Raw genomic sequence first — 25294 nt, 5'->3', positions numbered from 1 at the left:
ATTCAGATAGAATAAATTGCAAACGCCCAAGCCAGTGAAACCGCGCACAAAACGCTCAAAGCGCATAAAGCGAACCGATAATCGGAGGTAGGGTGGAGTTGGTTGGGGCAGCGATTGGGACACAGTGGGAACATTGTGCCACCACGGTGCGACCACTGTGCCGAGACGGTGGGCTTACCATTGGAATGGGATGCTGAGAATGTCAAATCGAAGGGAAAAGGACAATCTGAAAATGGCCTCGAATATTTTTGAAAAATCAAGACGGGGTGCTACTTCCATTTAGCCATCCTTGTTTCGACCTCGTTCTTTAGCAACGTAGCCTCGTACATGGCGTTAACCTTTGGCATGTCGGACAGAATTTCCCGGGCCTTGGCTTTTGATATTAGCTCCGAGGCCACAATTTGGTCAAGAATCCAAAAAATCCCATGGTAGGGAAGTTGGAGTCTCCCGGCAAAGTCACGAACGATCCTATCACTGCTAATGACGATCGCGCCTCCAAGTTTCCCCGCCAAATAGAGTACCGAGCGGTCTTCCTGAGAAAGGCCTCGAGGAAAAGAAATCTGCTTCATTTCCTGATAATCATCGTCCTTTAGATTATGCACATAGAGTTTGCCAACGGATCCGTAGGCTTCCAGAATTTGTTTTTGTTCTGGATAGAGTTCATTGATTACGGCCACGGTGGTATGCAGTTCAAGATCAAGCTGGAAAAACGAAGTGATCATATCCAGCTCGATCAGATCTATAAAAATACACGCATCCGTAACCGCTACTCGCATCAAATGACCATGTTTTCCTTTCTGAATTCCGCCAGTTTCTGATTCTTCAATGCCGCAGCCTTGCTCATGGAAATAAAATCCTCTGCCAAAGCCCGGAAAAGTAATTGGGAAAAGCGGTTGGAATGCTCCGCACCTTCATAAGCTACAGGCTCGTTTTTACGATAGCCCAATTGACTAAAGACCGCATAAAACTGCCTGAAGTAATTATCTGAGATCAAGCCGAGATTCTTCGCCCGATAGACCAAGGCCTGCATGGAAATCCCATACTGCTGCTTGATGGCCGCCAACTCATGGAAAGAAAGCTTGCTGCGCTTGCCTCCCAACTCGATTCTAAGGCGTTCTTCGGGAATCAGCATCGCAGTGGCAAAGGCATGGCAGAATTTCTCCCTCTCTTTTTCAGGATGGTGATTTACTTCCAAAATCAAATGTGCCAACTCATGCAAGGCGGTGAATCGCTTCCGGTCAGGAGCATCATTCAGCTTGACTTTATTGAGGACGATCAATGGGATACTTTTCCCATTGACCCAGGTAGAAAAACCGTCAAATTCCTCGGTGGATTCAATTTCCAACACTTTCACATGATGGTCTTCCATAAGCTCGATCACGTTCGAAAGTGGTCCGGTTCCTAACCCCCAATGGTTTCGTAAAGTCTGAGCCGCCAGTTCAATGTCTTCCATTGACTGAATAGAAATACCACTAACCGTATTGTCAAACCGGGTTTCTATTCCCAGAATCTGCTCGAGTTCCAGATATCTGCCCAATTCGTCTTTGGCGATTTCCACGATTCGGGTTCGCTCTTTAGCTGGATAGCTTTCCAGTTTGCGGAATTCGATATTTCCAAACTCCAGCACCTGATCGGAGAAAAAGTGGTCTGGCCGTACGCCCAATGCTTCGGATAGGATTCCGATCATTTCACTGTCAGGTATAACCTGTCCCAACTCATACTTGCTTAGGGACTGCTTGGTGATCCGATTATCAATTTTATCAGCCAAGCCCTGTAGGGAAAGTCCATTCATCAGGCGGGCTGATTTGAGGCGTTCGGCAAAGTAGTTCATGATTTGGGTTTTTATATGTAAGCTTATGCTGACAAATTTACTGCCATAATTTACATTTTAATGTAAAAATATGTTAACTGTCACTTGAATATGACAAACGGTCAAGTCAGTAAATGCCTAAAAATCTGACAAAATGACCTAAAAAGGTGAGTTTTTAGAAAATTTATCCAGTTTGGAACTCAATTGACAAAATTGGATATTTTTTTGATTATTGTCAACTACCACTAAACAATTTAAAAAATGGCAAAAGGTAAAAATCAACACGTAGTCACACATCCAGACGGCTGGGCTGTCAGAGGTGAAGGAAATGGAAAGGTAACACGAGTTACCGAGACGCAACGGGAGGCTATTCAGATAGCTCGGGAAATCGCTCAGAACCAGCAATCCGAACTACTGATCCATGGAAGGAATGGACGGATTCGAGAACGCGATTCATTTGGAAATGATCCATTTCCACCGAAGGGGTAATAGCCCCTTCTTTTATTCTCTTTGACTAACTACTAACTGAAATAAAAATGGCCAAAAAATTCAACGCTGCTCAATTCAGAAGCAAAATCAATCAAATTCAAAACCAGCAACGTAGTGCTATCAATAAGTTAAATCAGCAAATTAGAGATCATAATCGAAAAGTCACCCAAGCTGTAAATACCTATAATCAGGCCGTTAGACAGCATAATGCCAGAGTTAGAGCAAATCGGCAAAGATTGAATTCAGCGATAGCAAGGTTGAATTCACAGGCATCAATGCGGTATTCAGTTACCAGCTCATCGGCGATCAGACTCTATCAAAGTTACCAGCAATTGGATAATCGCTATGAGTCAGGGTATTTAAATGACAGTTATGGGGATTGGATTGACCTGGCAGAAAGAGAAGCCGCCAATAGTGCTGAGCTTTCAAATTCCTTACAAGTACCAGCTGAGTCTAGTCAATTTATTGGCCCAGCGATCACTTCAACCATATCCTACGAGCTAAAAGTAATATCTGAGGATCTTGATAATCGATGGAAGGGAGCCATATTCTCACTTAGTCCGCATAATCCGGATGCTGCAAGGCATTTTTGTACCAGTTCCAGAGAAGTAATAATTCAGCTCATTAATTTGAAGGCTCCTGATGATGAGGTTAAAAGAAACTTTAGCTCCGTAAAGTTAACTGATAAAGGTGAGCCGACGAGGAGATCAAAAATTGAATACATACTCCATCTAAATCAACGTGATGCTTTGGCAGATTTTACCGAATCAAATATTGATGACGTAATGAATCTATTTGGAGAATTCAATGAAGGGACTCATGGCTCCGCCGGAAGATATTCCTATGATCAGCTTCTGAAATTGAAGACTAGGGTGGAGGATTCGATAAAGTATTTGTATCAGGTTGCATATCAAAAAAATACATTAACCTGGAGTAAAGAGTAGAATCACAGTTAGGAGGTCGGGAGAGTATGAGTGCCAAATTAAAGCAGCTATATAGCTACTTTTTAGGAGGCGCTGGTTTAGCCGGAGGGGTAGGGATTGTTCGGCCTTTGTTCCCTTTGTCTGGATTTGCTGGTTTGATAATTGGTTGTGGACGATGTTCTTTAGCCATGATTATAAGCGTTTATTGCTGCGAATAGTAAGATGCTTGCTATGCCAATTCCAAGTGAAATAATTGAGATGATGTTCAATACTGAAATCACATTGTTCCTGTCTTTTATTTTACAAGTGAGTTTATCATGGACCATTCCCTCGTCTAAATTCTGAATAGTCTTCTCATTGAATCGGCTTGATAAATAGTGGGAAATTAGGTTGATCAATAGAGTTGAAGCCAGAAATCCCCAACCAGCTATTAGAATCCATTTATGGGTAGAATGATCGAGAGGACTGATTTTCTCCACAAAAGTAAGTGTGATGATAAGGGCTCCTGAGGATATGAACGTAATGTATTTTTCAAAGTCATCATCACTTTTAGCCTTCTGTTCGAGAATTGATAATCTATATTCTCTCCATTCTTGAATTGCTTTTTTGCTTTTCCCCATGCATACTTAAGGTTTGAAAATCGCTAGCTCTCTTTTTCTAGTTCCCCGGCCTTATCTCTCAACAACTGCGAAATATCGATCGGAGGCAATAAATACCCTCCCATAGGTCCAAGGTTGGTGATTTGATACATGATGTTTCTGAGGTTATTGATCATCATGTTCAGGGTAGAAAACTGGCTAAGATTATTTCTCAACCCTTCATCTACATTTTCAGGATCTTGAATTCGGAATGTTCCTCCTCCTTCAACCATTAATTTATATCCGGGCAAAGATTTCTTCTTTCCAAAATTCACTTCGATTTTGGTAAATAGTTGGATTTCACCCTCCCCATCTGTTTTTCCCATTCCAAAATCAATGTCAACCGAATAGCTCTGAAAAAGGTCTTTAACATTGAAGCCCTCTTCTTCCGGGACGATAAATTCGTAGTGTGACTCCAATAATTTGAAATCCAATAATTGTAGAGGGGAAAATTTAGCTTTCATCCGGCCATAGCGATTGAATCCTGATCAGCATAGCTTACCGCCATTACCGTATGAGGATTAGTGACTTGGTTTTTTAATTTTAGGTACTCTTGGGTCTTTGACCATCGCTGATGATAAGCCATAAGCTCCTCCTGAACTTTGTCCTGGAGAAGTTCCTCGGTCATGACTTTAAATTCCAGACCTAACTCCATGGACATTCTTGCCAGAATATTCCAGTTGGGCTTCTTATCCCCACGGAATAACTGGGTAATGAAGGATGCTGAGGTTCCGATTTTTTCGGCCAACTCCTTTTTGGAGATTTTTTCAAGCTCCATCTTTCGATCTACCAATCCCAAAAACTGTAAAGCCAATACATCGGCCAAAGAGGAAACGCGGTCCTCATAAGAAATCTCATTGAAGAGATTTTCCCATTCATTTTTGATAGAATCTGTCATGATTAAGGGTTTAAGTCGTATTCGTACTTGGACACTCTTCTGATAATTGCTTTTTCTGTCGATGTCAGTTTTTGGGATTTCTTCTTTTCTAGAAGTTCTATCCCAATGATGACAAATCGCTCCGTGTCGCCATCAGCAAATTGCTGGCAATAGATTCTGGGATTTTTCTTCCCTTTAAACAGTTTAATAGCGGTAACCTTTTCACAACCTTTTTCAAAATCCTCCTTGTCGTACAAATCCCTAGGAGCTTGGTGGTTTAAAATCATTTCGACGGCTGTGTTGAACTTCTTTAAGTTTGCCGAATCTGATTTCAAAAAAGCCATGATTTCCCCAGAATTTTCCTCGTCCAGGTAAAGAGCTTTTTTTCCATCTTTCGAAACTTTGATCAGTTCTGCCTTTCTTTTCACGTCAAAATTAAGCAATAGGTTAATTTAATCAAACCATTTATCAAAAATCTACTCTTTCCCATAATCTTCCATCCCCTCCGCCACCATCCCCAATTCCCCAATCTCCCTCACATACTCCTTCACTTCCTGCCTGACCAACTCCCCACGAAATGCCTTCGCCAAGATCGCCTGTGGCATTTGATCAATCTTGGCTTTTAGGCTTTGATATTGGGATTCGATTTTGTCGGCTATGTTAAAAAGGGAATCAACGCGTGAAACAATTTCCTTTTGTTCTGCTTCAGGCGGAACAGAAATCTCCCACTCTTTGATTTTGCTTAAATTCAAATTTGGTTGATTTCCTCCTTCGGCTTTAGCTCTAATATCATTGTATTGACTTAAGCAATAGTAAAAGACATAGGTTCGGGTGTGGATTGGCATTGTTTCATTTACTAATGCGGCAATCGCTTGGTTCGTTGTAGCTTCTATTTTAAGCCATCCAACCTGCCCTCTGGTTTTGCCTTCACCATACATTGCAACTAAAAGAGTGTCAATCGGGAAAATCTTAACATTTGAGTCGTTTATTGCCAAATCTGTAATGAATTCGTCTGCTTCAAAAATTAGCTCATTTTTAACTAGACCTGATTTAACCCAAGGAATAGTTCCACCATCATAATACTCTTTAACGCCCCTTCGTGGAGTACCTCCAGTTTTAACTTCAAATAATTCACCGATTGTAGTTTCCTCCCATTCCCCGAAATCCTTCCCTTTTCTCCATTCCCTCGTCAACTCCCCCGTCACCGCTTGGGTCAGGACCTGCTGACGGAAGTTTTTTAGTAACTCGGGTATTCGGTCCAGCTTTTCCTGCACCCGATCCAAATGTCCAAATACCGCATCCAACTTCGCCACAATCCGCTGTTGTTCTGGGAGGGGAGGAAGGATTACAGGGGCATTTTCAAATTTTGATTTATTTACCATTGAAATTGTAGTCGAAGTTGAATTTTCAATCAACCAGCCTTTCAAGGTTAAAGACCAATAGTATATGTACTTAAAGTCAGCTATTTTTTCATCAACTACAATAGAGTTGATCTGCTGATTTGTTGCTAATTCTTTTCCTGCGACAGTGATATTTCCCAAGTCTCCAATGCAAGTGACTATGACTGACCCAGGAGGAATCAACCTTGCTTTTTCAGCTCCAAGCTCAGTTAAGGTTTCCTCAGTTTGAAAAACTATCCTGCTTTTTTTTACGTCTCCCGGTTTAACCCAAGGAATGTTTCCATTAAAGAATTCGGGATTACTTTTTGAAGGTGTATTGCCAGTTACCACTTTTCCAATCTTTGAAATAGTGAGTTTTCTCCACCCCTTCGGCAATTTCTCCACGCTCATCCCAACAGTCCGATTATCTGATCCAACTCTCTTTTGATTGCATCCAATTCGGAGGCGGCTTCCCGCGCGATGGCCAAGGGATTGCCCAAGTCGGAGTTTTTGCTGATGTTCTCGTCCTCGATCAGGCCGATATCCAGGGAATCGTTTTTGGCTGCAATCTGCTCCCGGGTAAAGACCTGCCATCTTGGATCATTTATGGCTTTTCGCTTGGCATCGTCGATTTCTCCGGCATAGGCTTCCCGCACTTCTTCCAGTGGGATCCCTCCGGTATAGGCTTTCACAAAGTCAGCAAAGGCCTCCCGGGTAAAGGGAGTGCGCTTTCCATAGCTCGGGGCATTGGTCCGCATATCATAAAACCATACCCGTTGGGTGTTTCCTGTTTCCTTTTTGCCACGGGTGAAGAAGAGCACATTGGTCTTGACCCCCGCCGCATAGAATATCCCCGTGGGCAGTCTCAGGACGGTATGCAGGTCGCACTTATCCATCAAGTCACGGCGGATCTTTTGCCCGTCGTTATCTTCGAAGAGCACGTTGTCCGGCAGCACCACCGCTGCCCGCGCCGTACCGGTATCCCGTCTCAGGGAGCGATAGATATGCATCAGGAAGTTGAGCTGCTTGTTCGAAGTTTTGATGGTAAAGTCATCCCGGGTGGGTCGCTCTCCGCCCTGCTTGGTACCGAAGGGAGGATTGGCCAGTACGCCGTCGAAGTTTTTGAATTCCTTTCCTAGTTCGGTCAAGGTATCGCCCATGGCGATTTTGCTTTCCAGCCCATGCAGCTTGGCGTTCATCAAGGCCAGTCGGTGGGCATCCTGTACCAGTTCGCAGCCGGAAAAGGCCTCGTAGACTTGGAACATTTTTTCCTTGGCACTTAGGGCATAGTAATCGTCGGTCTTTCGCTTGAGGTATTCATCCGCCGCGATCATAAAACCATAGGTTCCCGCTGCCGGGTCATTCCATCTTTCTCCCACTTTGGGTGCCAAAAGCTCCACCATCACATTGATCAAGGGTCTTGGGGTAAAGTACTGCCCAGCGCCGCTCTTTTTCTCCCCGGCGTTTTTCTCCAGGAGTTCCTCGTAGATGCTCGCGATCTTGTCCTGCTCCTCGTCCTCGAACCAGTCGATCTGATCGATATTGGTGATCAGGGTCCGCAGGTTGACAGGCTTGCGCAGGGTCGTGGAGGCATTGGTGTAGATCTCGGTGATCGCCTCATTGGAGGAAAGGGTACCCAGATTGGCCAGCAAATCCCGGTAGGTGTCAAAGAGCTCCTTGTTGTCCTTGATCTCCTTGAGCTTGGTCCAGCGGTACTGCTCGGGAATATCCTGATCAAACTTCTTAACTTCCGACAATCTCAAAAACAGGATATAGGTCAGTTCATTTAAATACTGGTGATAGGTGACTCCGTCATCCCGGAGGACATTGCACAGTTCCCACAGCTTCTTGGCAATTTGCTCAGCACTCATTGTATGTTAGGCATATAGATTTTGGTTCAGCTGAGCGATTACCTGCTCGAGTTGATCCTCAAATAATTTATTCAATCGCTCAAATCCCCCGGCCTCATTAAATGGCGGGGCATCCAAGTCTTCTTTTCTTAAAATCGATTCTTTCAGCAGTTGCAGTTCAAATCTGTCGATCCATTTGAGTTGGATTTTGTTCCAGGCTTTCATGGTTCGGATTGACTCCACCGCCCGCTTGATCCGCTCCTCGTGGCTGACCAGGGAACTCCCCAAGGAAAGCGTACGGATAAAGGAAATGATGTCCGCGGCAATGTCTTCGTTTTTGGCTTCCTTCCAGGCGGATTTCAGCATGGGCGCATTGAAGCCTGCCTGATCCAAGGCCAACAGCAGTTCTTTCAAAGACTTTCGGTCGAGTTCGGCTGGTCGGCTCGTCACGATCTTCAGTGCCTCGATGCGGTTTTGGTTTTCCCTAATGAACTGGGCGAAATTATCCAAATAATCGGCAGGTTTTTGCCCTTTTCCATAGCCCCGCTCGATTCCGTAAAGGCGATCCTCATGATCGGAGACCAAGGTTCCTGTAGGCGAAGGTTTTAACTCGTCCAAAAATTTCCAAAGTCCGGGAATGGATTTGATTTTTTCCACGGCCTTCTTGGAGCCCTCGGACTTCAGGAATTGGATGAGTTCTTCTGGATTTTGGCCACGCGTGTTGTACCGAAAACGCTCTTCCTTGTCTTCTTTCAGGTATTTGCGTTTGCGTTGAATCTTGGCGATGACCTGCTCGATCTGCCGCTTGAGTCGGTCTTCTTTTTCAATTTGATCCAGCTCATCGATGAGTTGTTGGAAGCTTGCATTGGGATTGGCGACCACGGGTTTCATTTGGGTAAAATCCTCCAAGGTCTCGTAGATCTTGACTGCATCGTAAATCTGAAAGACTTCCTTGCCGATCTCATCGCAGCGGCGGGTCGCCCGTCCGAGCATCTGTTCATAAAGGATTCTGGATTTGATCCTTCGGAGAAAAACCAGGTTACAAATCGCCGGAACATCCACCCCCGTGGTCAGGAGATCCACAGTGACGGCGATATTGGGGTACTTTTCGTTTTTGAATCGGGCTACTTGCTCTTCGGGATTATAGGATTTGCCGGTGATCTTTTGGATGGCATCGTCGGCTACTTCCACTCCGATGGCTTCAAATTCCTCCTTGAGGTATTGAACCACGCGATCGGCGTGTTCATCGGTAGCCGCAAATATCAAGGTCTTTTCCTCCCCATCGGGATCAAGTTCCTTCACCAAGTGCTGGATGACGGTACGGTTGAAATTCTCCGTGATCACCTGCCTGTTGAATCCGGCGATATCGATCTTGAGTTCATCCTCAAGCTGCTCCAATTCCAAAATAGCGTTGGATTCTTTGTCGTAAGCCTTGGGTTTTTCCCCTTTCTCCCATTTGATACCTTCTTCCCCTAGTTTGGTTTTGATAAGGATAGGCGGATCGTGATCAATCAGATAACCGTCAATGACTGCTTCTCGGTAAGAATAGGTATACACTGCCGAACCAAAAATCTCCGTCGTGTGAAGGGCGGGTGTGGCAGTCATGCCAATGGCATAGGCGTCGAAGTAGTCCAATACCATGCGGTACTTGCTCACATAATCCCGCTGATCCCGGAATTCCAGATCCTCCTCGTCAATTTCTCGATCCATCAAATAGCCTCGATGGGCTTCATCGACGATGATGCAGTCATACTGATCGATGGGCGGAATATCCTCACCTTCGTTGTAGAAAATTCGCTTGACCATGCCCTGCACCGTCGCAAAATGGAGCCTTGTGTCTAGTTCTGGAAGAATATGATTCAGTCCCTTGATATTATAGATCTCAGCGAAAGTATTCAGCCCAATGATTTTATTATCCTTGAAGGCATTGATGGCTTGGTTTGCAAGCAAAGTCCGGTCAACCAGAAAAAGGATTCGCTGAAAGCGGTTGGATTGAATTAGGCGGTAACAAAGACCGATGATGGTTCGAGTCTTGCCAGTTCCCGTGGCCATGGTAAGTAAGATGCGTCGGTCCTCGGGAGACTCGATGAGTTTTCGTTCTACCGCGGTGATGGCTGCCACTTGGTATTTTCTGAGCCCGAGTCCGGATTCTGATTCGAGGAAATCCGCCGATTCGGATTGGAGTTTGGTTTCTGCAGCGGCTTTGTCTTTTTCAAAAAGCTTGATCAGACCTTCCGGACTATACCAGCCTTGGAGGGCCCGTGATCGGGAATGGGGATTTCGTACATCCAAGAACCAAACCCCCGACTTGGTTTTGATTTGCTCGAGGTAGGGTCTCCCATTGGTAGAAAACAGGAAAGGGGCCCGATAGCCGCTCCAGGTTCCCAGCAATGTTGCTTCGTGCTGTTGGGTAAGCCGCTCGGCATAGATTTTTGCCTGCTGCAAGTCTGTGGAAATATCCGATGCGTATTTCTTTGCTTCGACTATTCCATACAGTTCAAAGCCCACAAACAGGGCATAGTCCGCCCATTTTTCTCCGCAGGGCCATTCGGCGATGGCGATATTTTTCCCACGTTGGGGAAGGGTTTTGTTTTTCTTGAAGTTGAGGGAATTCGTGTCCACTTCCCATCCTGCCAGTCTGAGTTGCTCGTCGATGAGCGTGCGGGTTTCCGCTTCCGACATCTCGATTTTGCTGGCGGCGATTTGGGATCTGGATTGGATCTCCTTGATTTTCTCCTCAGATAGGGAAGTTTTGTCCCGCTCGGCCATCAAACTGTCAAACCTTTCCTGAAGCTCCGCATAATCCTTTTCAAGGAGGTAGAGCGCGTGACGGGCATCCAGCTTCTCAGGGACAACGAACTTGATCCCATTGATATCCTCGTATTTTTCCGAATAAGTCTGATAAAACCACTTGGCAACCTTGAATGTCGAAAAAAGCAAATTCCTGGCATCTTCCGCAGTGCCTTTGTTTTGGTGAACAGCAATATTTCCCTTTTGCTTGATGGTGTGCATCAGGTCCTTTACCTGGGCTGGTAGCAGTTGCTCCATTTCCAAGGTCTTCAGGCGGTTGTGAAAGGAATTTTCAAATGGGAAATCCAAGCGATGTTCTTCAAACAAAATCTCGGTAATTCGTTCGGCAAATTGCCGCAGCTTAAAGATGCAAGTGACTGGATCCTGGTGGAGGTTAAATTCGGCTGATTGGCCAATATTGAACAGGATCGGGAAATCAATTTCTAAGAAGGAAAAATTCGAATTGTGCTGCATGCTTCTGGTTTGAAAAAAACAAAACCTCCTAGATCAATTTGACACTAATATATTCATTACTGATTTTAATCAAAAGATAATTTTGTTGGGGAAGTCAGAGAAACGTGAGGGATGGAATGGCTTGGGGTCCGTAAATGAATGTTGATTATTGATTCCCGCCAAAATTTAAAATATCCTTATTGAATATTGCTACCGAAAAGTAGATAATCAAAAGTAGTTTTGGATAAATAAACATTTTTTAAATGTCCGCATGTGTTTCCATAACTCTTTCCAACCAAAAAGCAGCTGGTTCGTTCGAAATGATTTTTTTCGAGGCTGAAAAATGGAACCAACAATCAGAGCAAGCGCTGCTGCAACAGCTAAAACAGATTCTTGACCTACTACATCAATTTTCAGATTCTTTTGTTATAAAGATCGCGTTTGAGGTTGAGGACATTGATGGGGCAAAAATTCGTCTCAACAAGTTACTTAAAGGCACAGCCCCATCGCTACATTTCAAACTGAGTTGTAAAGAAATTGAGGTGCTTGCATTATTGATGCAGGGATTGACGACAAATGAAATAGCCGAAAGACTCTTCGTATCGTTTCAGACCGTCAAATCACATCGAAGGCATATTCTTGAAAAAACAGGAGCGAAAAATACTGCAGCCCTAATCAATTATTACCATCAATCCTTCTTTGAGAAGTAAATATCACCCTTTTGGGTGATTGCCATAGACCTCGTTGTCGAAATACCTTTACACAAAACATTTTCAAGTACTTAACCGGCACAATTATGGCTACTCAACAGTTTGAAACCCCCTTTAGCGACACGCTCTATGGCCAAACAATCGAGAAGGAGTCTGAATTTAAGACCAATTACTCGCTCGTATTTCAAGTGGCGGAGGATAGTCCCTTCTCTAGGACATATAACCCGGGTTTATTTCAGCAGAATACTTCACTTGCCCAAGAGGAATTTGTAAGTCTTTTGGCGGAACTAAATAACCGGGAATTTGCTGAGACCCTTTTTGATTTGGCTCATGAATTCGAAAGCCATTTGGAGGAAGAGGTGAAGATTGAATTTTTTGATGGGGAATCCCAAATCGTGAAATCCAAGTTTAAAAAATATATCGATCCTGTTGTCACGGAAACTCACGCCATGATCGATAAAGTCTCCGATTTCTTTACAGAAAATCAGTTTTCCGAAGCAAGTGAAACTGAATTTGAATTATACCTTCAAAACCTGGAATTTGAGCACATCCGCTTTTCTCCTGCGCAGGAGCAATTTCTCGGAAAAGTCTTTGATAAAGTCAAGTCTGTAGCAAAAAAGGGAATTGAGCTCGCTAAAAAGGGGGTAAACGCAGTCGGGAAGATATTGCCGATTCAACAAGTCCTCGAAAAAATCAAGGGATTGGTTAGACCATTGTTGGAAAGAATACTCAAATTTTCCATCGGTAAATTGCCTAAGAATCTCCAGCCCCATGCTCAAAATCTGGCGAAAAAATTTCTTAAACTTGAATTTGAAGTTTATGAATTTGAGGGAACTGACGATTTGGAGGCGATCCAATATGAATTCGACGTCCAAATGACTCAATATCTCTTTGGTGGGCGACATAGTTCCAATGAGCTTGTTACTTTTGAATTTGAATATTTCGATGAACATGCAACCTCGCCGCAGGTATCCAAAAATGATGGGGAAAGCCTCCATCTGGCAAAATCCAAACTAATCCAGGGTCTACAATCCCTTGAGCCCGACGGAGACCCGACTCAACTCATTGAAAACTTTCTTCCTGTTGCAATTGCTGCACTTCATCCTGCGATCAAGATTGCCATCAACATTGCTGGAAGACAAAGAGTGATAGCTTTTCTAGCGGATATACTCGCTAAATTGATCAGAAACTATGTGCCAGAATCGGTTACTAAACCTCTTGCGTCCAGCATTATCGATCTCGGTATGGGAGCGATCGGTTTTGAGGTTCATGAACAAAACCGAGCAGATTTAGGGTATGAGGCTATCGTCAATACTTTGGAACAAACGGTTAGGGATTTGAATCTTGACAGCATCCAAATTGATAATGAGAATCTAGCTTCCGCATTTCTGGAATCATTTGAAAAAGCCGCTTCTGAAAATTTCCCGCCAAAGTATATCAAAGAAGAATTGAGGTCTGAAAAGACCAATGGGCTTTGGGTTGCCATGCCTAGAAGTACTCCACGTAAACGATACAAGAAATTTTCAAGGGTTTTTGATGTAGTTATTCCTCCAAGAAACCTTGCAGTCATAAAGACTTTTCGAGGTCTCCCTCTGGCTAATTTCCTAACCGATAAATACGGGATAGAAACCAATAAACCAATAAAAGCAAAAGTACACCTATATGAACTCTTAAATGGTGGAAGGCTAGACCATATCAGTAATGCGGAAAACATCCCTGGTTTGAACAAATCCCAACCCAAGTCCTGGGTCCAGCTTTTGCCTCTTACCAGGGAAGCAAGTACTATCATTTTTGGTGAACCAACTTTAGGAAGAGAAGTAAGTCCGGATGATATCCGAAGCAGGTACCAAAATGAAGATGGCAAAAGATTTTATTTTCTTGAATTAGAGGAAGCCAAACTAAGGATACCAGCCGTCAACCGATCTAGTCACAGACATATAAATTCATCGATTTATTCAAGTATTACTGAAAGTCGTTCGGCAGATGTTCAAGCTGTTATTGACTTCATTAAGGCAGAAATCAAGTTCAATTATTTTTTCAGTGAAGAGGATGCCAAACGCATCGTGGAGAAATTGAACAAAAACGATTTCACCGGAACGGCTTTGTCCATAAGAAACTCCTTTAAAAAGGTTTTTGAAAAAATGCTGAAGGGAAATATTTCCTCAAAAGTTAAGATCGTCCACGAATCGATCCCAGAATTATACCTTAATTATAGAGACGTCCAGCAGGAAGACTTTGTCGGTCTTGCAAACTTAGTTGAATCGGCGGGACAGTCATTGATCAGGAAGATCATTGAACAAATAGTTGAAGTACTTTCTCAAAAAGCTTACCATGGCGTATTAGAATACTTCAAGACCAGGGCAAAAGAGTTTAAGGAAGCTCAGGCTCAACCACAAGACGGAGTAACATTGAGAGTGACTTGGTCAAATATCGTCGGATTGAGCACATTCAGACAGGTCATCTCTACAATGCTAGCTAAGGGGCCTTTCGGGTCTCTAGCAGATTTATCTGTTCCGCAGTTTAGGAATCCAACTATCAAAATTTTCCCAGGCAAAAAATTCGAATAGTCATGATTTCCTACACCATATCAGAAACCACGTCCAAGCGCCAAGTATATCATTGGCTCCAGGCTTCTTTAAGGCTAGCTCAAATTGAGAATCTTGCTTCAGGATATGCCTGGCATGGACTAGATGAGAAAGTTTCTAGATTGATTAAGGAAGGACTTTCACAAAGCCTTGAAGGGCTTGTGAATATGGCCCAGACATTGGTTGATAATTTTCATCGCCATCCTGTTCAATCTTCCCTTAATGATCGCTTATTTGAACTTAGAAATCGATATGTCAGAGTGGAGGAAACAGTACATTTCTATACGATAGCGATCAATTCCCGAACCAATCCGACAGTATCTGCTCTACTTCGAGCATGTGATATCCTATGTGTAAAAAGTATGAAGTCCATCTTGCAAGATTTGGAGCACCCATGCCCATTAGTATTGACCTATGTGGAAAAAGGTCTTGGTGCTTCAATTCTTAAGTCCGGTCTACGTTTATGGGACGGAAACACCAGTAGAGTTGCAGCTATCAAGGTGACACAGCACAATTTGTATCGCCCAACGGCGATCATTCATGAAACAGGCCACCAGGTTGCACATATTTTGGATTGGAATGCTGAATTATCGGAAGGTTTGAAAATGGGCTTGAAAAACTTCCCGGAAGATATATCGGACACATTTGCTTCCTGGGCGAGTGAAATTGCAGCAGACGCTTACGCATTTGTCCACACAGGATATGCCGCTGTCGCAGCCTTACATGACGTAGTTAGCGGGAGTCCAAATGCAATTCTTGCCTTCCATCCTAAAGATCCCCACCCGGTTGCATTTGTCAGGGTGCTTATGAATATCGAGATGTGCCGACAAAAGTTTGGCCATGGCCCTTGGGAGGAATTGCAGGAATCATTTTTAAATCAATATGGAGCTGAACTAAACTCCAATCCAAATCTACGCTTTGTCAATCAATGCTTGGATGCACTGCCTTCCGCCGTTCGGATAATTCTGGACCAGCGATACCGCGCCTTTCGTGGGAAGTCTCTCTCTGAGTTGATCGATCCAGAAAAGGTAAGTCCATCTCAACTGTTTAACCTTGAAAAGTCTGCAGGCCCATCGCTCTACCATTCGCATGCCTGGATTTGGCAAGAAAGCATTAGGATATTAGCACTCGGAGGGCTAAAGATAGGAATGGCTCAGGGAGATCTTCAAAGCCTTTATAAACAGCAAGAGGAATGGATGATTAGATTGGGGTATACAGGAAATTTAAACTAAAAAACCATGAGCAAAAGTGTAGAAAGTATCCAAAAATGTCTTGACAAGCTTGGGATCGAATATTCAAGCCTAGAGAAACAAATGGCGGGTGTAAATGAAAAGAATGTCAAGGACATAAATGTAACTGAACTGGCAAAGCGACTTACAGAATGTCAAAATGAAATTGAGGCACTCACTAAGAAACTAGAGGAAATCAAGATGTCATCCGTAGAATTAAATGACGTGGGCCAAGACAAAGTTAATTATGAAAGACGAAGCAGGTCTTATTTAAAGGTAAGAAGGCTATATCCAATATTAAACATTTAAAATTAAGAATATGGAAATTATCGAACAACTATTCAATTCTTATGGAGGAAGCAAAAACCCTCCGAGTAAGGAAGAATTTATATATGAAGATGACAGCTCTAACTTAGAAAAGAGTATTAGTCAACATTGGGAATCCCTTATCAATGGAAAAATTCCTGACTATTCTCTGGAAGAGGTCCCTCCCTACCATCTTATCTACGCATACTTTTTGGAAAATACCAGAATTTATCAAATTGTTGAAAAGCTGATTTTTATGTTTAGAAATGATGAAGAATTAGGCGTGGCCATTGCAAATAATCAGATTCATAAACAGGCTTTCAATTGGATAACGAATACTGAAAACATCTTCTTCAAAACTCTTCCTAATACCAGCTACCTAAATTATTCCGGCAACTTAAGACCAAATCCTGAAGCGAGTAGGAGAAATGCATATTTCAGACTGCTGGGTATGGATCTGGCTTTTGGTATGCCCACAAATCCTTCTTCTAATGAGTTTGTCTACCATAAGCCAAAATTTGCAAACCGGGAATTCATTCTTCTTTTCGAGCAATTTTTATCCGAAGTGTGGCAGGCATATATCAATGCATCCAACTCAAGTGGCGCTAATACTACTGATTACGAACGAATAAAAAACATTGTCACCAAGATTCGGCTGATGCTGATGGCAAGAAGAGGGGGATCTGGATTTATCAACCTTGCTGATTACAGATATATGAATCTATCAAAGGAAGAGTTCAACTCGGTCATCCTGATGTATTGGCTTTTGTACGTCTTTTTATCCAATTCGCCCCTAATTGTCATGTTGGGTTGCCAAGCCAACTCTCCTTCGGAAAGATTGGAGATTCTGGGTCAAAAAGTTGGCCTTCCAGCACACAAGAAGTCCATGGCCTTGATGGAACTATCGGGACCCTCTGCAGCTGTATTGAGAGCTATTGAATATGGGACATTTGAACTTACATCGCCTGATCTTTGGATTCAAAAAGCGATAGAAAGCAGGAGCGCCTTGGGCAGTCCGGTTGCTTCAGATCCTCAAAAACAAGCATTGACAGATCTCCTAAACATCATCAACAATTGGGAAAATGCTACTGGACATCGGATCAAGAATCCGGAAGGTGGAATTTCTGGTAGGGTGAGTTTGAATGGCCAAAAATCAGTGCCTGAAAGTTTAGCTCAAAACTAGGTAGTAATTGGTCATCTTATAAAAACAAACCCCAATGAAATCACCGTTTCAGAACTTCCAGGAAGATGGTAAGGGACTATCGTTCGATCTAGAAAAACAAGGTAATCTGGAACGGTTCACTCCGTTTAGCAAACTTTCTGAAAAGGAATCAATTGATCAAGATCAGGATGTGAAGATTTTTGATTTTATTCCCAAAATTGACATTCCAAAAACCTATTCTAACCTATTAGACATTTTTACCTACCAGTTCCAATACAGTCCTATATGTTTTAAAGAGGTTGCTACTCCAGGATTTCCACCTAGCATTAGAGTTAAGGTTGATGAGATAGAGATAAATCATGAAAGAATTAAATCATTAATCACGAGAAATCGGGAGAGCTTAAATAAATTTAAAATTAACCCATTGGATGTTGTCACAGATTTGAAACGATATGTTGATTTTAACATTATCGAACGAAGGATCAGTGAATTCAATAATAAAAACCTCGATAGAATCGAGATCAATAAAGATGAAGTGATTAACTCAATTTTTGTAATCGCTGTCTTAGAGTTTCAAAAAAAGATTGTTTCAAAAAAATTGAATGAATTAAAGAATTCGAAGGAAATCGATGGGATCATAGGTGAAAAAACATTGTGTAGTTTAGGGATTATAGAATTTAAAAATCGAAGCCAGAAACTTAATCCTCTAAAAAGTATAATAGACACAATAAAGAAAAGAGAAATTCAAATTCAAATTGGAACAAAAAAATGTGACCATACAAACTGGAATGAGTTCACGTTCAATACCTATTTTTTAGGCTTAAGTTTCAATTTACCTGTTCACTATACCTTAGTGAAACAATTGAGATTGGCTGAAGACTATCTCATTAATCTTGATAGATTTAAGAATAAAACTATTTCACAAATCTCTGATGAATTGGGAATATGTCACAAGGATAATCAAGACCACAAAGGAGGGAGACGTAGAATTGGGTCAAACAGCATGCATAATTATGGATTGGCTTTAGATGTAAACTATCATGGCAATCCTTGGATTATTGGCCAAGAACCAAGGCTTCCGGTTAATCCAAAGCCAGGAGAGAAAAATTTCCTTGAAAAGAAAAAATTGTATGACGAAGCGTATGAAAGATTGTTAAAACACATTCAAACCTCTAGGAGGTTATTAAGCCTTTTGAAAAAATGTTCCGCAAAAGTTGGAAAAAATATTAATTTTTATGGGGCCACTTCTATAGCTGATCTACTCCGAAAGTCTGCCATTAAAAATAATGGAAACACTAATTTAATTTTTGACCAAATTTATCTTTTAAATGATCTCTTTAAAATCTATTTGAAAGAGATCGAAACAAAAGAACAAACTTTTTGGCGGGGCCATAGTTCATTTAAGTCGGGCAATAGGAATCCCCTCAATGGTTTTTTAAATTTAGATAAGGATTTAGTTTATTCCTTGAGAAGTGTCGCCAATCTGTGTTGGGGAGCAATTGATTTTGGAAAAGACAATGGAGATATAATGCATTTTGATGCTCGAACAATATTTCCATATGGTAAACTAACAGTTCATATCCCTAATGAAACACATCCCAATTTTATAAACACAGAAAATCAAAAAGAATTTGAACTGGAGATAAAAAATGGTCAAAATAACCTAAACATTAAATACCTCAGTGGCACTTCCTTTATTGTACCCATAAAATTAGGAAAAAATCTACCCTTCAAAACTGGAGTGTTTCTGCCAACCAATTACAAAAGGACCCCATTTGTCGATCTGGTAATTTACCTGCATGGACATATGGACAAATACAGTCCAGAAAAATTTAAAAAGGAGGGGATTGAGTTTTATTGGGAGAATTATTCCAAAATAAAAGAATTTTTTGAACATAGTAGGGGGAATGCGATATTATTAGCTCCTACACTAGGGCTCGTTTCAAGTAAAGAATTTGGTGATCTGGGAAAACCTTATGGCTTGGACACTTATGTAAGTTCCTGTGTGGATCAACTTAGGCAGCGTAATTTAATACCAATTCATTCATTTCCTTTTAGAATTATCCTGGCAGCACATTCCGGTGGAGGAAAGCCTCTGGGGGAAATTTTGAACCAAGAAAATAAGCTTTTGAAGAATGTGTCAGAAGTCTGGGGTTTTGATTGTCTTTACGGGGATTCAAAAAATGGAAGATGGGTTAATAATTATGCCAAATGGTTGAGTTCAAAAACAGAATTAAACCTTAAGAGGTACTTTTTTCATTTTTCAGCAACCCCAACACCAACGCGAGCAGGAATAAACCTTGAAAATAGGTTTCCTGATAATGTCGTCAATATCTACTTGAAAAATACAAATCACAGGACCGTAATCGAAACTGCCTGGAAAAACTACATTAACAAATATCCTCTTTTTGAGCCCTTGAAAAAATTCGCAGCTTGGAATCCAAAAAAAGTTAAAGAATACTTTGAGGTTAGTATTGACTTTTATGATTCAAATGGCGCTGATTCTAGAGAATTTCAGGAAAATGAGACTAATGATTCAGGATTTGAAAATTCCGATCAAGACGATTTGGGTTTTATACACCAATTTGAAGAAAACCCTTTTTCAGAAAATTTCACTTCAAATGAATTAGAGAACGAATTTAATCACCAGAAGGCTATTGGTTTAAACCGCAAATACTCTCAAAATCTTGGTTGGGGAGCATACCAAGAACAAATTAACGAAATACTCCTTCCCTATTCAGGTATGGAAAAGGTGAGTCTGGGAGAAGAGGCTTTTGTTAAGGCCTTGGCCAGATGGAAGGGGGAAAATGGTTTGCAACCAGATGGGGTTTTGGGCCCAAAGACTTGGGGAATTTTGAAACAAATTTTAAGACTGCCTAAGGACCCACTCATTTCTACCCCCTCCCCAATTAACCCAAATCATAGGTTTGATAAGAATCCGTTTGAGTTCAACAAGTGGTACGCAGACAAGGTAATACAAGCCATGGACCAAGGAATTGTCGGTTCAAATTTCAATTCAAAGAGACAACTTGAGGAAATCAGCAAGGGAAATCGGATTTTCAATATCAACCCACAAGAAAGCCTTATCCAAATTCTGCCAATTATTGAACACATCGCAACAAATGCATGGAAGCAAAATTTTCATGAAATAGTGATTGGAAGCTTTATCAGAAATATCGGCAATAACGGGAAATGTACCGGTCACTGCCTAGGCAGAAGTATTGATATAAATTATAGGCAAGGAGGATTTAATACGCCAGGTGCATTAGAAATGGTGATCAATATCCTCGATTATCTAATGACCTTACCATCAAGTTATCGTAAAGGCATATATTTAGGATTGCCATTTCAAGGAAGATTCTTCGGGAAACAAGATCTCCCAAAATTCAAATCAACGTCAAGTTCAAACCTGATTGATTCCAGATTAAAGGAACTCATTCCTCAGTTAGGCGGTGTTTTTCCCGATAATGATGACCATTTGCATATTCAGGTACTGTGGGACACCAATAACAGAAAATAGTCTCTAAACACTTAATTAAAGCTGGTAACAAAATTCCTGAACGGGATCAATCGTGCATTTATTGCCATAGCAACTTAACCTTGCAATATCCTAACCTATTTTCAATCTTAAATCCTAGTTTCCGGATTCCTAAGTAGACTCCCTCCCGACCATCATCCTACTTTGACCTGACATCCTCCCGATGGCCAGGTGACTCTTGGCCTATCCAAACACAGTCCATCTCCAGTCCAAGTCCAATCGGAAACTGCGCATACACTGGCGCAACACTCTTCGAAACCTGCGCCTGCGACAAGTCCGCGAATTCAACTTCAGCAACGCTTTGGAAAGGCTCAGCATCAAACAATTTTGCTTAATTTAGGCCCGCAAGATATACTTGGCTATGTGGCAGGATTTTGTTACCCGATGGTTTTTTGTCGCTGAAAAAGTGGGGCTGCGGTATTTCCTCGTAGCGGGGATTGCCTTTTTTGTGTTCTATTTCTTGCTGCACAGGGTCATGCAGCAGCGAAAGATGCAAGGTAAGTTCCCAAAATTGGGGGATTATGGGCGTGATATCCTTTACTCGGGGATCACGATCCTGATATTCGCGACGATGGCAGCCTTTGTGTTTGTGGTACTCGATCCTTACACCTTTTATTACAGGGATGTGGAAAAATATGGTTGGTTTTACTTCTTCCTAAGTTTTCCGCTGATGGTCCTGGTGCACGATGCCTATTTCTATTGGATGCACCGACTGATGCACCACCCCAAATTGTTCAAGGCGGTGCACAGGGTCCACCACCAAAGTACCAACCCTTCACCATGGACCGCCTACGCCTTCCACCCTCTAGAGGCGGTCATTGAAGCTGGAATCATTTTGGTGTTGGGTTTTGCCATGCCGGTTCATTTGGGTGCTTTTGCCATCTTCATGCTGTTTCAAATCACCTACAATGTCTACGGGCATTTGGGCTATGAGCTTTATCCGAAAAACTTCCACCGCAGCGCCATCGGCAAGTGGATCAATACCAGTACCGCCCACAATCAGCACCATCAGTTTTTTCATGGCAACTATGGCCTGTATACGCTGATTTGGGACCGGCTTTTTGGCACGCTGCGCAGCGACTACGATGAAAAGTACGAAATGGTAACTGGTTCGAAAAAAGCAGCGCAGGTGATGCAAAAAGCCTAGGTTGCCTTTGGACTGCCTAGCGACCAGGTTTTTTGCAGTTCCATTGGATCGGTGTACCAGCTAGGCGCTTCTACCTACATGTATCAACGCATCACCCGCATTGACCACAGGGTTGTTGTTGAGACCGATCACGTGGCCGTTGTGGGTCGCCTTTACCGGGATTTTGACTTGGCCATAGGGATCTGAAATCTTTGCAAGGATTTGGCCTTTTCTGACCTCTTGGCCCAACTTTGCACTTGAAGTAAAAATCCCCGAAACCTTTGCCCGGATCCATGAACTTTCAGGAAGGATGATCCCTGGTTTTGGTTGCGGAGCCTTTTCGACCATCTCCAAAAATTGCAACATGCGCAGCGTACCTGCCACGGCTTCCTCCACGGCGTAATCGTCCAGCCGCATGGATTCCCCCCCTTCATAGACAAGGATATGCTTGCGCTGCTTGTAGGCTTCCTTGCGAAAGGACTTGTCGATATGCGGAGAATCCAAGATGAAGTGCGTACCAAAAGCCCTTGCCAGTTCGAAACCCTTTTTATCCTTGAAATCGACCCGCACTTGCGGATAGTTGGACAGCATTCTGCCACCGGTATGGAAATCGATGCCATAGTCGATCTGCGGGATGATCTGGCTGGACATCATAAAGGCGATTTGAGATGCCAGAGAGCCCTTTTTGCTCCCCGGAAAACTCCGGTTCAAATCCCTGCCGTCGGGGAAAGTCCGTGAATTACTGAGAAAACCATATACATTGACCAAAGGCATCAAAATAACAGTACCTCGCAATGGCTGGATCAGGTTATCTTCCAACATCCGCCTGACAGCTACGATGCCATTGATTTCGTCGCCATGCACGCCACCGGAAATCAGCACCACGGGTCCATCTTCCTTTCCCCTGCGGATGAAAACCGGAAGGTCAATCAGCGTATGGGTGGGCAAGCGCGCGATGGCAATGTCGATATTGAGGGATTGGCCGGGCCGTACTTTGATGCCGTTGACAATGATTTCTCTCATAGTGTGTAGGTGGTTTGCCGCTGAGGCTTTCGGATTTGGGCAAAATATGCTTTACTTCGCAGCACCGCTTTTTTGCAGCTATGAATATACAAGAAAACATTTCCCTCCTGCCCTACAACACCTTCGGAATGGACAAAAAGGCCCGTTTTTTTGTCAGGGCCCAAAGCGAGAAAGACGTGATCGATGCGCTTCTCTTTGCCCGGGAAAAGGGGATTCCCCTGTTGGTCCTCGGCGGAGGCTCCAATATATTGTTGACAAAGGATTGGGAAGGCTTGGTGCTGAAAATGGAAATCAAAGGAATCCAAGTGGAAGATTGTTCTGAGGATGAAGTCTTGGTAAAAGTCGGCGCGGGCGAGAATTGGCATGAGTTCGTCCTATTCTGCATCGAAAACGGTTATGCTGGCGTGGAGAATCTTTCCCTTATTCCCGGTACCGTCGGGGCCTCTCCCATGCAAAATATTGGAGCCTATGGCGTGGAAATCAAGGAAGTATTTGACAGCCTATGGGCCATTGAGCGAAGTGAGCTCGCAAATAGAAGATTCTCCTGGGAAGAATGCGCGTTTGGCTACAGGGAAAGTGTATTCAAAAGCGCACTCAAAGACCAATACATCATCACGCAAGTTTGGTTTAGGCTTTCCAAAAAGCCGCAGATCAAAACCTCTTATGGAGCGATTCAGGACACCTTAAAGGAATTAGGAATTCGACAGCCTAGCATCAGAGATGTCAGTGAAGCAGTCATCCAAATTCGCCGCAGCAAACTCCCCGACCCTGCCGAAATCGGCAATGCAGGCAGTTTCTTCAAGAACCCGACGATTCCTTTGGAACATTTTGAAAGGCTAAAAAGCGAATATCCCAACATTCCCGGTTATCCCGGGCAAGATACTGTAAAGGTTCCCGCAGCTTGGCTGATCGAGCAGACTGGATGGAAAGGGAAACGTTTCGGGAGTATCGGCGTGCATGCCAAGCAGCCTTTGGTCCTTGTAAATTACGGAGGCGGAGAGGGAAAGGATATTGTCAAGCTAAGCCAAGATATCCAATCTTCAGTATACAAGAAGTTTGGAATAACGCTCCAACCTGAGGTGAACTTTGTCTAGATCAGCGGATCTTCGAAAATGATTTCCTTCGGGTATTTGGCTACTTCTACGCCAAATTTTTTGAGAAAATCCAAGCCCTCATCAGAGGGTAAGCCTTTGTACTCGGCGTACGAGTACATGTAGACGACCTTGACAATTCCCATTGAAAAAATGATACGTGCACAGGCCAAACAAGGCGCCAAGGTGACGTACAGGGTAGAACCCTCTACGGAAGTATTGTTCTTCACGGCATAGAGAATGGCATTCTGCTCTGCATGCAGGGCCAAGGTACAGCTTCCCTTGCTGTCACGCGCGCAGCCCGTGTCGGGAAATTCCTCGTCGCAATTGTGGGTGCCGGCAGGAGGACCGTTATAGCCGATAGAAATGATGCGGGTTTCTTTGGTGAGCACCGCTCCGACGTGCTTTTTGATGCAATGGGAACGCTTGGCCAAGTTGACCGCCAATTCCATAAAAATATCGTCAAAGTGGGGTCTTCCGGTGTTTGTCATCTGCAAGCCAATACCAATGGGGTGTTTTTCTCCAAAGTCCAAAAGTAATCAAATCTGTTTTTCCGCAAACAGGAAAAGCACGAATTGATCGATGTCGACAAACCAGCTTAGCGGCCCGCTTCTTGATTTTGGAAACTTAAGTTCCAAAACTCATCCAATCTGCTTATTTTCCAGCTTGAAGATTAAGTCAAATGGAAGCATTCAGGGATGCAATTTTACAAATGATCAAGGCTTCGAAAGAAGAGCTCGCCGTTTTTTTGGATTTGTGCCATCTCAAGACTTTTTCAAAAAACGAAATTGCCCTACAGCCTGGGACCATTCCGCAGGAAGTACTATTCATCAAAAGCGGTCTGATTCGCGTCATCATAACCGACCGCGATGGAAATGAGCACACCATTCATTTTGCCATGGAGAACCAATTTATAACAGACTATTCGAGTTTTATCCTGCAGCAACCGGCATTGTATTCAATGCAGGCCTTGGAAACCACGGAAGTAGTGGTATTGCCGCGAAAAGCTATCGAATGGGGCTATAAAAACCTCCATGAAGGCGAAAAAATGGGCCGACTCGTCGCTGAGTTCTATTTCATCTACCAGGACAACCGAATCAAAAACATCTATTCCCGCAGCCCAAAGGAAAGATATGAGGCCATCACGGAGGTTTTTCCAAACATCCATCAGCGGGTACCCCAACACATGATTGCATCCTACCTAGGCATCACGCCCGTCCATCTAAGCCGACTGAAAAAATCCGAGCGCTGAGCGGGTCTAAACATTTGTTAACGCCCCCTGCCCTGCATTTCAAATAGCTTTGGATCAAACATA

23 protein-coding genes are annotated in these 25294 nt (G+C 43.0%); 11 read left to right on the top strand and 12 right to left on the bottom strand.

Features of this window, described 5'->3' with window-relative positions; translation table 11 throughout:
- Window positions 1-269: 269 nt before the first annotated feature.
- On the bottom strand, window positions 270-776 hold the full coding sequence (locus tag L0U89_RS14935) for a PIN domain-containing protein (RefSeq protein WP_234862252.1): 507 nt from the start codon (window positions 774-776) through the stop codon (window positions 270-272).
- Window positions 776-1831: a helix-turn-helix domain-containing protein gene (locus tag L0U89_RS14930; RefSeq protein WP_234862251.1), complete on the bottom strand. Its 1056-nt coding sequence runs from the start codon at window positions 1829-1831 to the stop codon at window positions 776-778. Before L0U89_RS14930 ends, L0U89_RS14935 begins: the two co-directional genes overlap by 1 nt.
- A gap of 240 nt (window positions 1832-2071) precedes the next feature.
- Between L0U89_RS14930 and L0U89_RS14925 the strand changes: the two genes are divergently transcribed.
- A complete protein-coding gene (locus L0U89_RS14925; RefSeq protein WP_234862250.1) occupies window positions 2072-2299 on the top strand; it encodes a DUF2188 domain-containing protein in 228 nt (75 codons plus the stop codon).
- Window positions 2300-2346: 47 nt separating this feature from the next.
- Entirely contained in the window at window positions 2347-3243 is an 897-nt protein-coding gene (locus tag L0U89_RS14920) for a pPIWI-associating nuclease domain-containing protein (protein ID WP_234862249.1), read from the top strand.
- Window positions 3244-3404: 161 nt separating this feature from the next.
- On the opposite strand, the gene L0U89_RS14915 is transcribed toward L0U89_RS14920, so the two are convergent.
- From L0U89_RS14915 to hsdR, 7 genes are all read right to left on the bottom strand, one after another.
- Entirely contained in the window at window positions 3405-3842 is a 438-nt protein-coding gene (locus L0U89_RS14915; RefSeq protein WP_234862248.1) for a hypothetical protein, read from the bottom strand.
- A 23-nt stretch (window positions 3843-3865) separates the two neighbouring features.
- A complete protein-coding gene (locus tag L0U89_RS14910; RefSeq protein ID WP_234862247.1) occupies window positions 3866-4186 on the bottom strand; it encodes a hypothetical protein in 321 nt (106 codons plus the stop codon).
- A gap of 134 nt (window positions 4187-4320) precedes the next feature.
- Entirely contained in the window at window positions 4321-4758 is a 438-nt protein-coding gene (locus L0U89_RS14905) for a helix-turn-helix domain-containing protein (protein WP_234862246.1), read from the bottom strand.
- A gap of 2 nt (window positions 4759-4760) precedes the next feature.
- Window positions 4761-5081: a hypothetical protein gene (locus tag L0U89_RS14900; protein WP_234862245.1), complete on the bottom strand. Its 321-nt coding sequence runs from the start codon at window positions 5079-5081 to the stop codon at window positions 4761-4763.
- Window positions 5082-5213: 132 nt separating this feature from the next.
- Window positions 5214-6527 carry a restriction endonuclease subunit S gene (locus tag L0U89_RS14895; protein WP_234862244.1) on the bottom strand — a complete coding sequence of 438 codons (1314 nt, stop codon included), beginning with the start codon at window positions 6525-6527 and terminating at the stop codon, window positions 5214-5216.
- Window positions 6524-7987 carry a class I SAM-dependent DNA methyltransferase gene (locus L0U89_RS14890; RefSeq protein ID WP_234862243.1) on the bottom strand — a complete coding sequence of 488 codons (1464 nt, stop codon included), beginning with the start codon at window positions 7985-7987 and terminating at the stop codon, window positions 6524-6526. Before L0U89_RS14890 ends, L0U89_RS14895 begins: the two co-directional genes overlap by 4 nt.
- 6 nt (window positions 7988-7993) lie before the next feature.
- Complete coding sequence (hsdR, locus tag L0U89_RS14885; protein WP_234862242.1) at window positions 7994-11230, bottom strand: type I restriction-modification system endonuclease; 3237 nt, start codon at window positions 11228-11230, stop codon at window positions 7994-7996.
- A 242-nt stretch (window positions 11231-11472) separates the two neighbouring features.
- Here hsdR and L0U89_RS14880 point away from each other — a divergent pair, with 242 nt between their 5' ends.
- From L0U89_RS14880 to L0U89_RS14855, 6 genes are read left to right on the top strand one after another with little or no spacing between them, the layout of a single operon-like run.
- On the top strand, window positions 11473-11919 hold the full coding sequence (locus L0U89_RS14880; RefSeq protein WP_234862241.1) for a response regulator transcription factor: 447 nt from the start codon (window positions 11473-11475) through the stop codon (window positions 11917-11919).
- A gap of 11 nt (window positions 11920-11930) precedes the next feature.
- Complete coding sequence (locus L0U89_RS14875; RefSeq protein WP_234862240.1) at window positions 11931-14486, top strand: hypothetical protein; 2556 nt, start codon at window positions 11931-11933, stop codon at window positions 14484-14486.
- Window positions 14487-14488: 2 nt separating this feature from the next.
- Complete coding sequence (locus L0U89_RS14870; RefSeq protein ID WP_234862239.1) at window positions 14489-15736, top strand: hypothetical protein; 1248 nt, start codon at window positions 14489-14491, stop codon at window positions 15734-15736.
- 6 nt (window positions 15737-15742) lie between these two features.
- A complete protein-coding gene (locus L0U89_RS14865) occupies window positions 15743-16042 on the top strand; it encodes a hypothetical protein (protein WP_234862238.1) in 300 nt (99 codons plus the stop codon).
- Window positions 16043-16052: 10 nt separating this feature from the next.
- Entirely contained in the window at window positions 16053-17222 is a 1170-nt protein-coding gene (locus tag L0U89_RS14860; RefSeq protein WP_234862237.1) for a hypothetical protein, read from the top strand.
- A 34-nt stretch (window positions 17223-17256) separates the two neighbouring features.
- Window positions 17257-20721, top strand: coding sequence for a M15 family metallopeptidase (locus tag L0U89_RS14855; protein WP_234862236.1), 3465 nt, complete (start codon window positions 17257-17259; stop codon window positions 20719-20721).
- 157 nt (window positions 20722-20878) lie between these two features.
- Here L0U89_RS14855 and L0U89_RS14850 read toward each other — a convergent pair whose 3' ends face one another.
- Complete coding sequence (locus L0U89_RS14850; RefSeq protein WP_234862235.1) at window positions 20879-21064, bottom strand: hypothetical protein; 186 nt, start codon at window positions 21062-21064, stop codon at window positions 20879-20881.
- Window positions 21065-21100: 36 nt separating this feature from the next.
- On the opposite strand from L0U89_RS14850, the gene L0U89_RS14845 reads away from it, so the two are divergent.
- Window positions 21101-21886 carry a sterol desaturase family protein gene (locus L0U89_RS14845; RefSeq protein ID WP_234862234.1) on the top strand — a complete coding sequence of 262 codons (786 nt, stop codon included), beginning with the start codon at window positions 21101-21103 and terminating at the stop codon, window positions 21884-21886.
- Window positions 21887-21946: 60 nt separating this feature from the next.
- Here the strand turns inward: L0U89_RS14845 and L0U89_RS14840 are convergent, their stop codons facing one another.
- Window positions 21947-22888, bottom strand: coding sequence for a succinylglutamate desuccinylase/aspartoacylase family protein (locus tag L0U89_RS14840; RefSeq protein ID WP_234862233.1), 942 nt, complete (start codon window positions 22886-22888; stop codon window positions 21947-21949).
- A 44-nt stretch (window positions 22889-22932) separates the two neighbouring features.
- On the opposite strand from L0U89_RS14840, the gene murB reads away from it, so the two are divergent.
- The gene (murB, locus tag L0U89_RS14835) at window positions 22933-23982 is read left to right on the top strand and encodes a UDP-N-acetylmuramate dehydrogenase (RefSeq protein WP_369413256.1); all 1050 of its coding nucleotides are present in this window, start codon (window positions 22933-22935) and stop codon (window positions 23980-23982) included.
- Here murB and L0U89_RS14830 read toward each other — a convergent pair.
- Window positions 23979-24470: a deoxycytidylate deaminase gene (locus L0U89_RS14830; RefSeq protein WP_234862270.1), complete on the bottom strand. Its 492-nt coding sequence runs from the start codon at window positions 24468-24470 to the stop codon at window positions 23979-23981. The two genes, murB and L0U89_RS14830, sit on opposite strands and share 4 nt — an antisense overlap.
- Before the next feature lie 221 nt (window positions 24471-24691).
- Here L0U89_RS14830 and L0U89_RS14825 point away from each other — a divergent pair, with 221 nt between their 5' ends.
- Window positions 24692-25231 (top strand): Crp/Fnr family transcriptional regulator, encoded by a 540-nt coding sequence (locus tag L0U89_RS14825; protein ID WP_234862231.1) that lies wholly within the window; start codon window positions 24692-24694, stop codon window positions 25229-25231.
- The last annotated feature ends 63 nt before the right edge of the window (window positions 25232-25294 follow it).

Source organism: Mariniradius sediminis (assembly GCF_021491425.1).
Taxonomy (GTDB): domain Bacteria; phylum Bacteroidota; class Bacteroidia; order Cytophagales; family Cyclobacteriaceae; genus Mariniradius; species Mariniradius saccharolyticus.
Note: the sequence above shows the minus strand (reverse complement) of the source record. Positions and strands in the feature narration are given on the sequence as shown.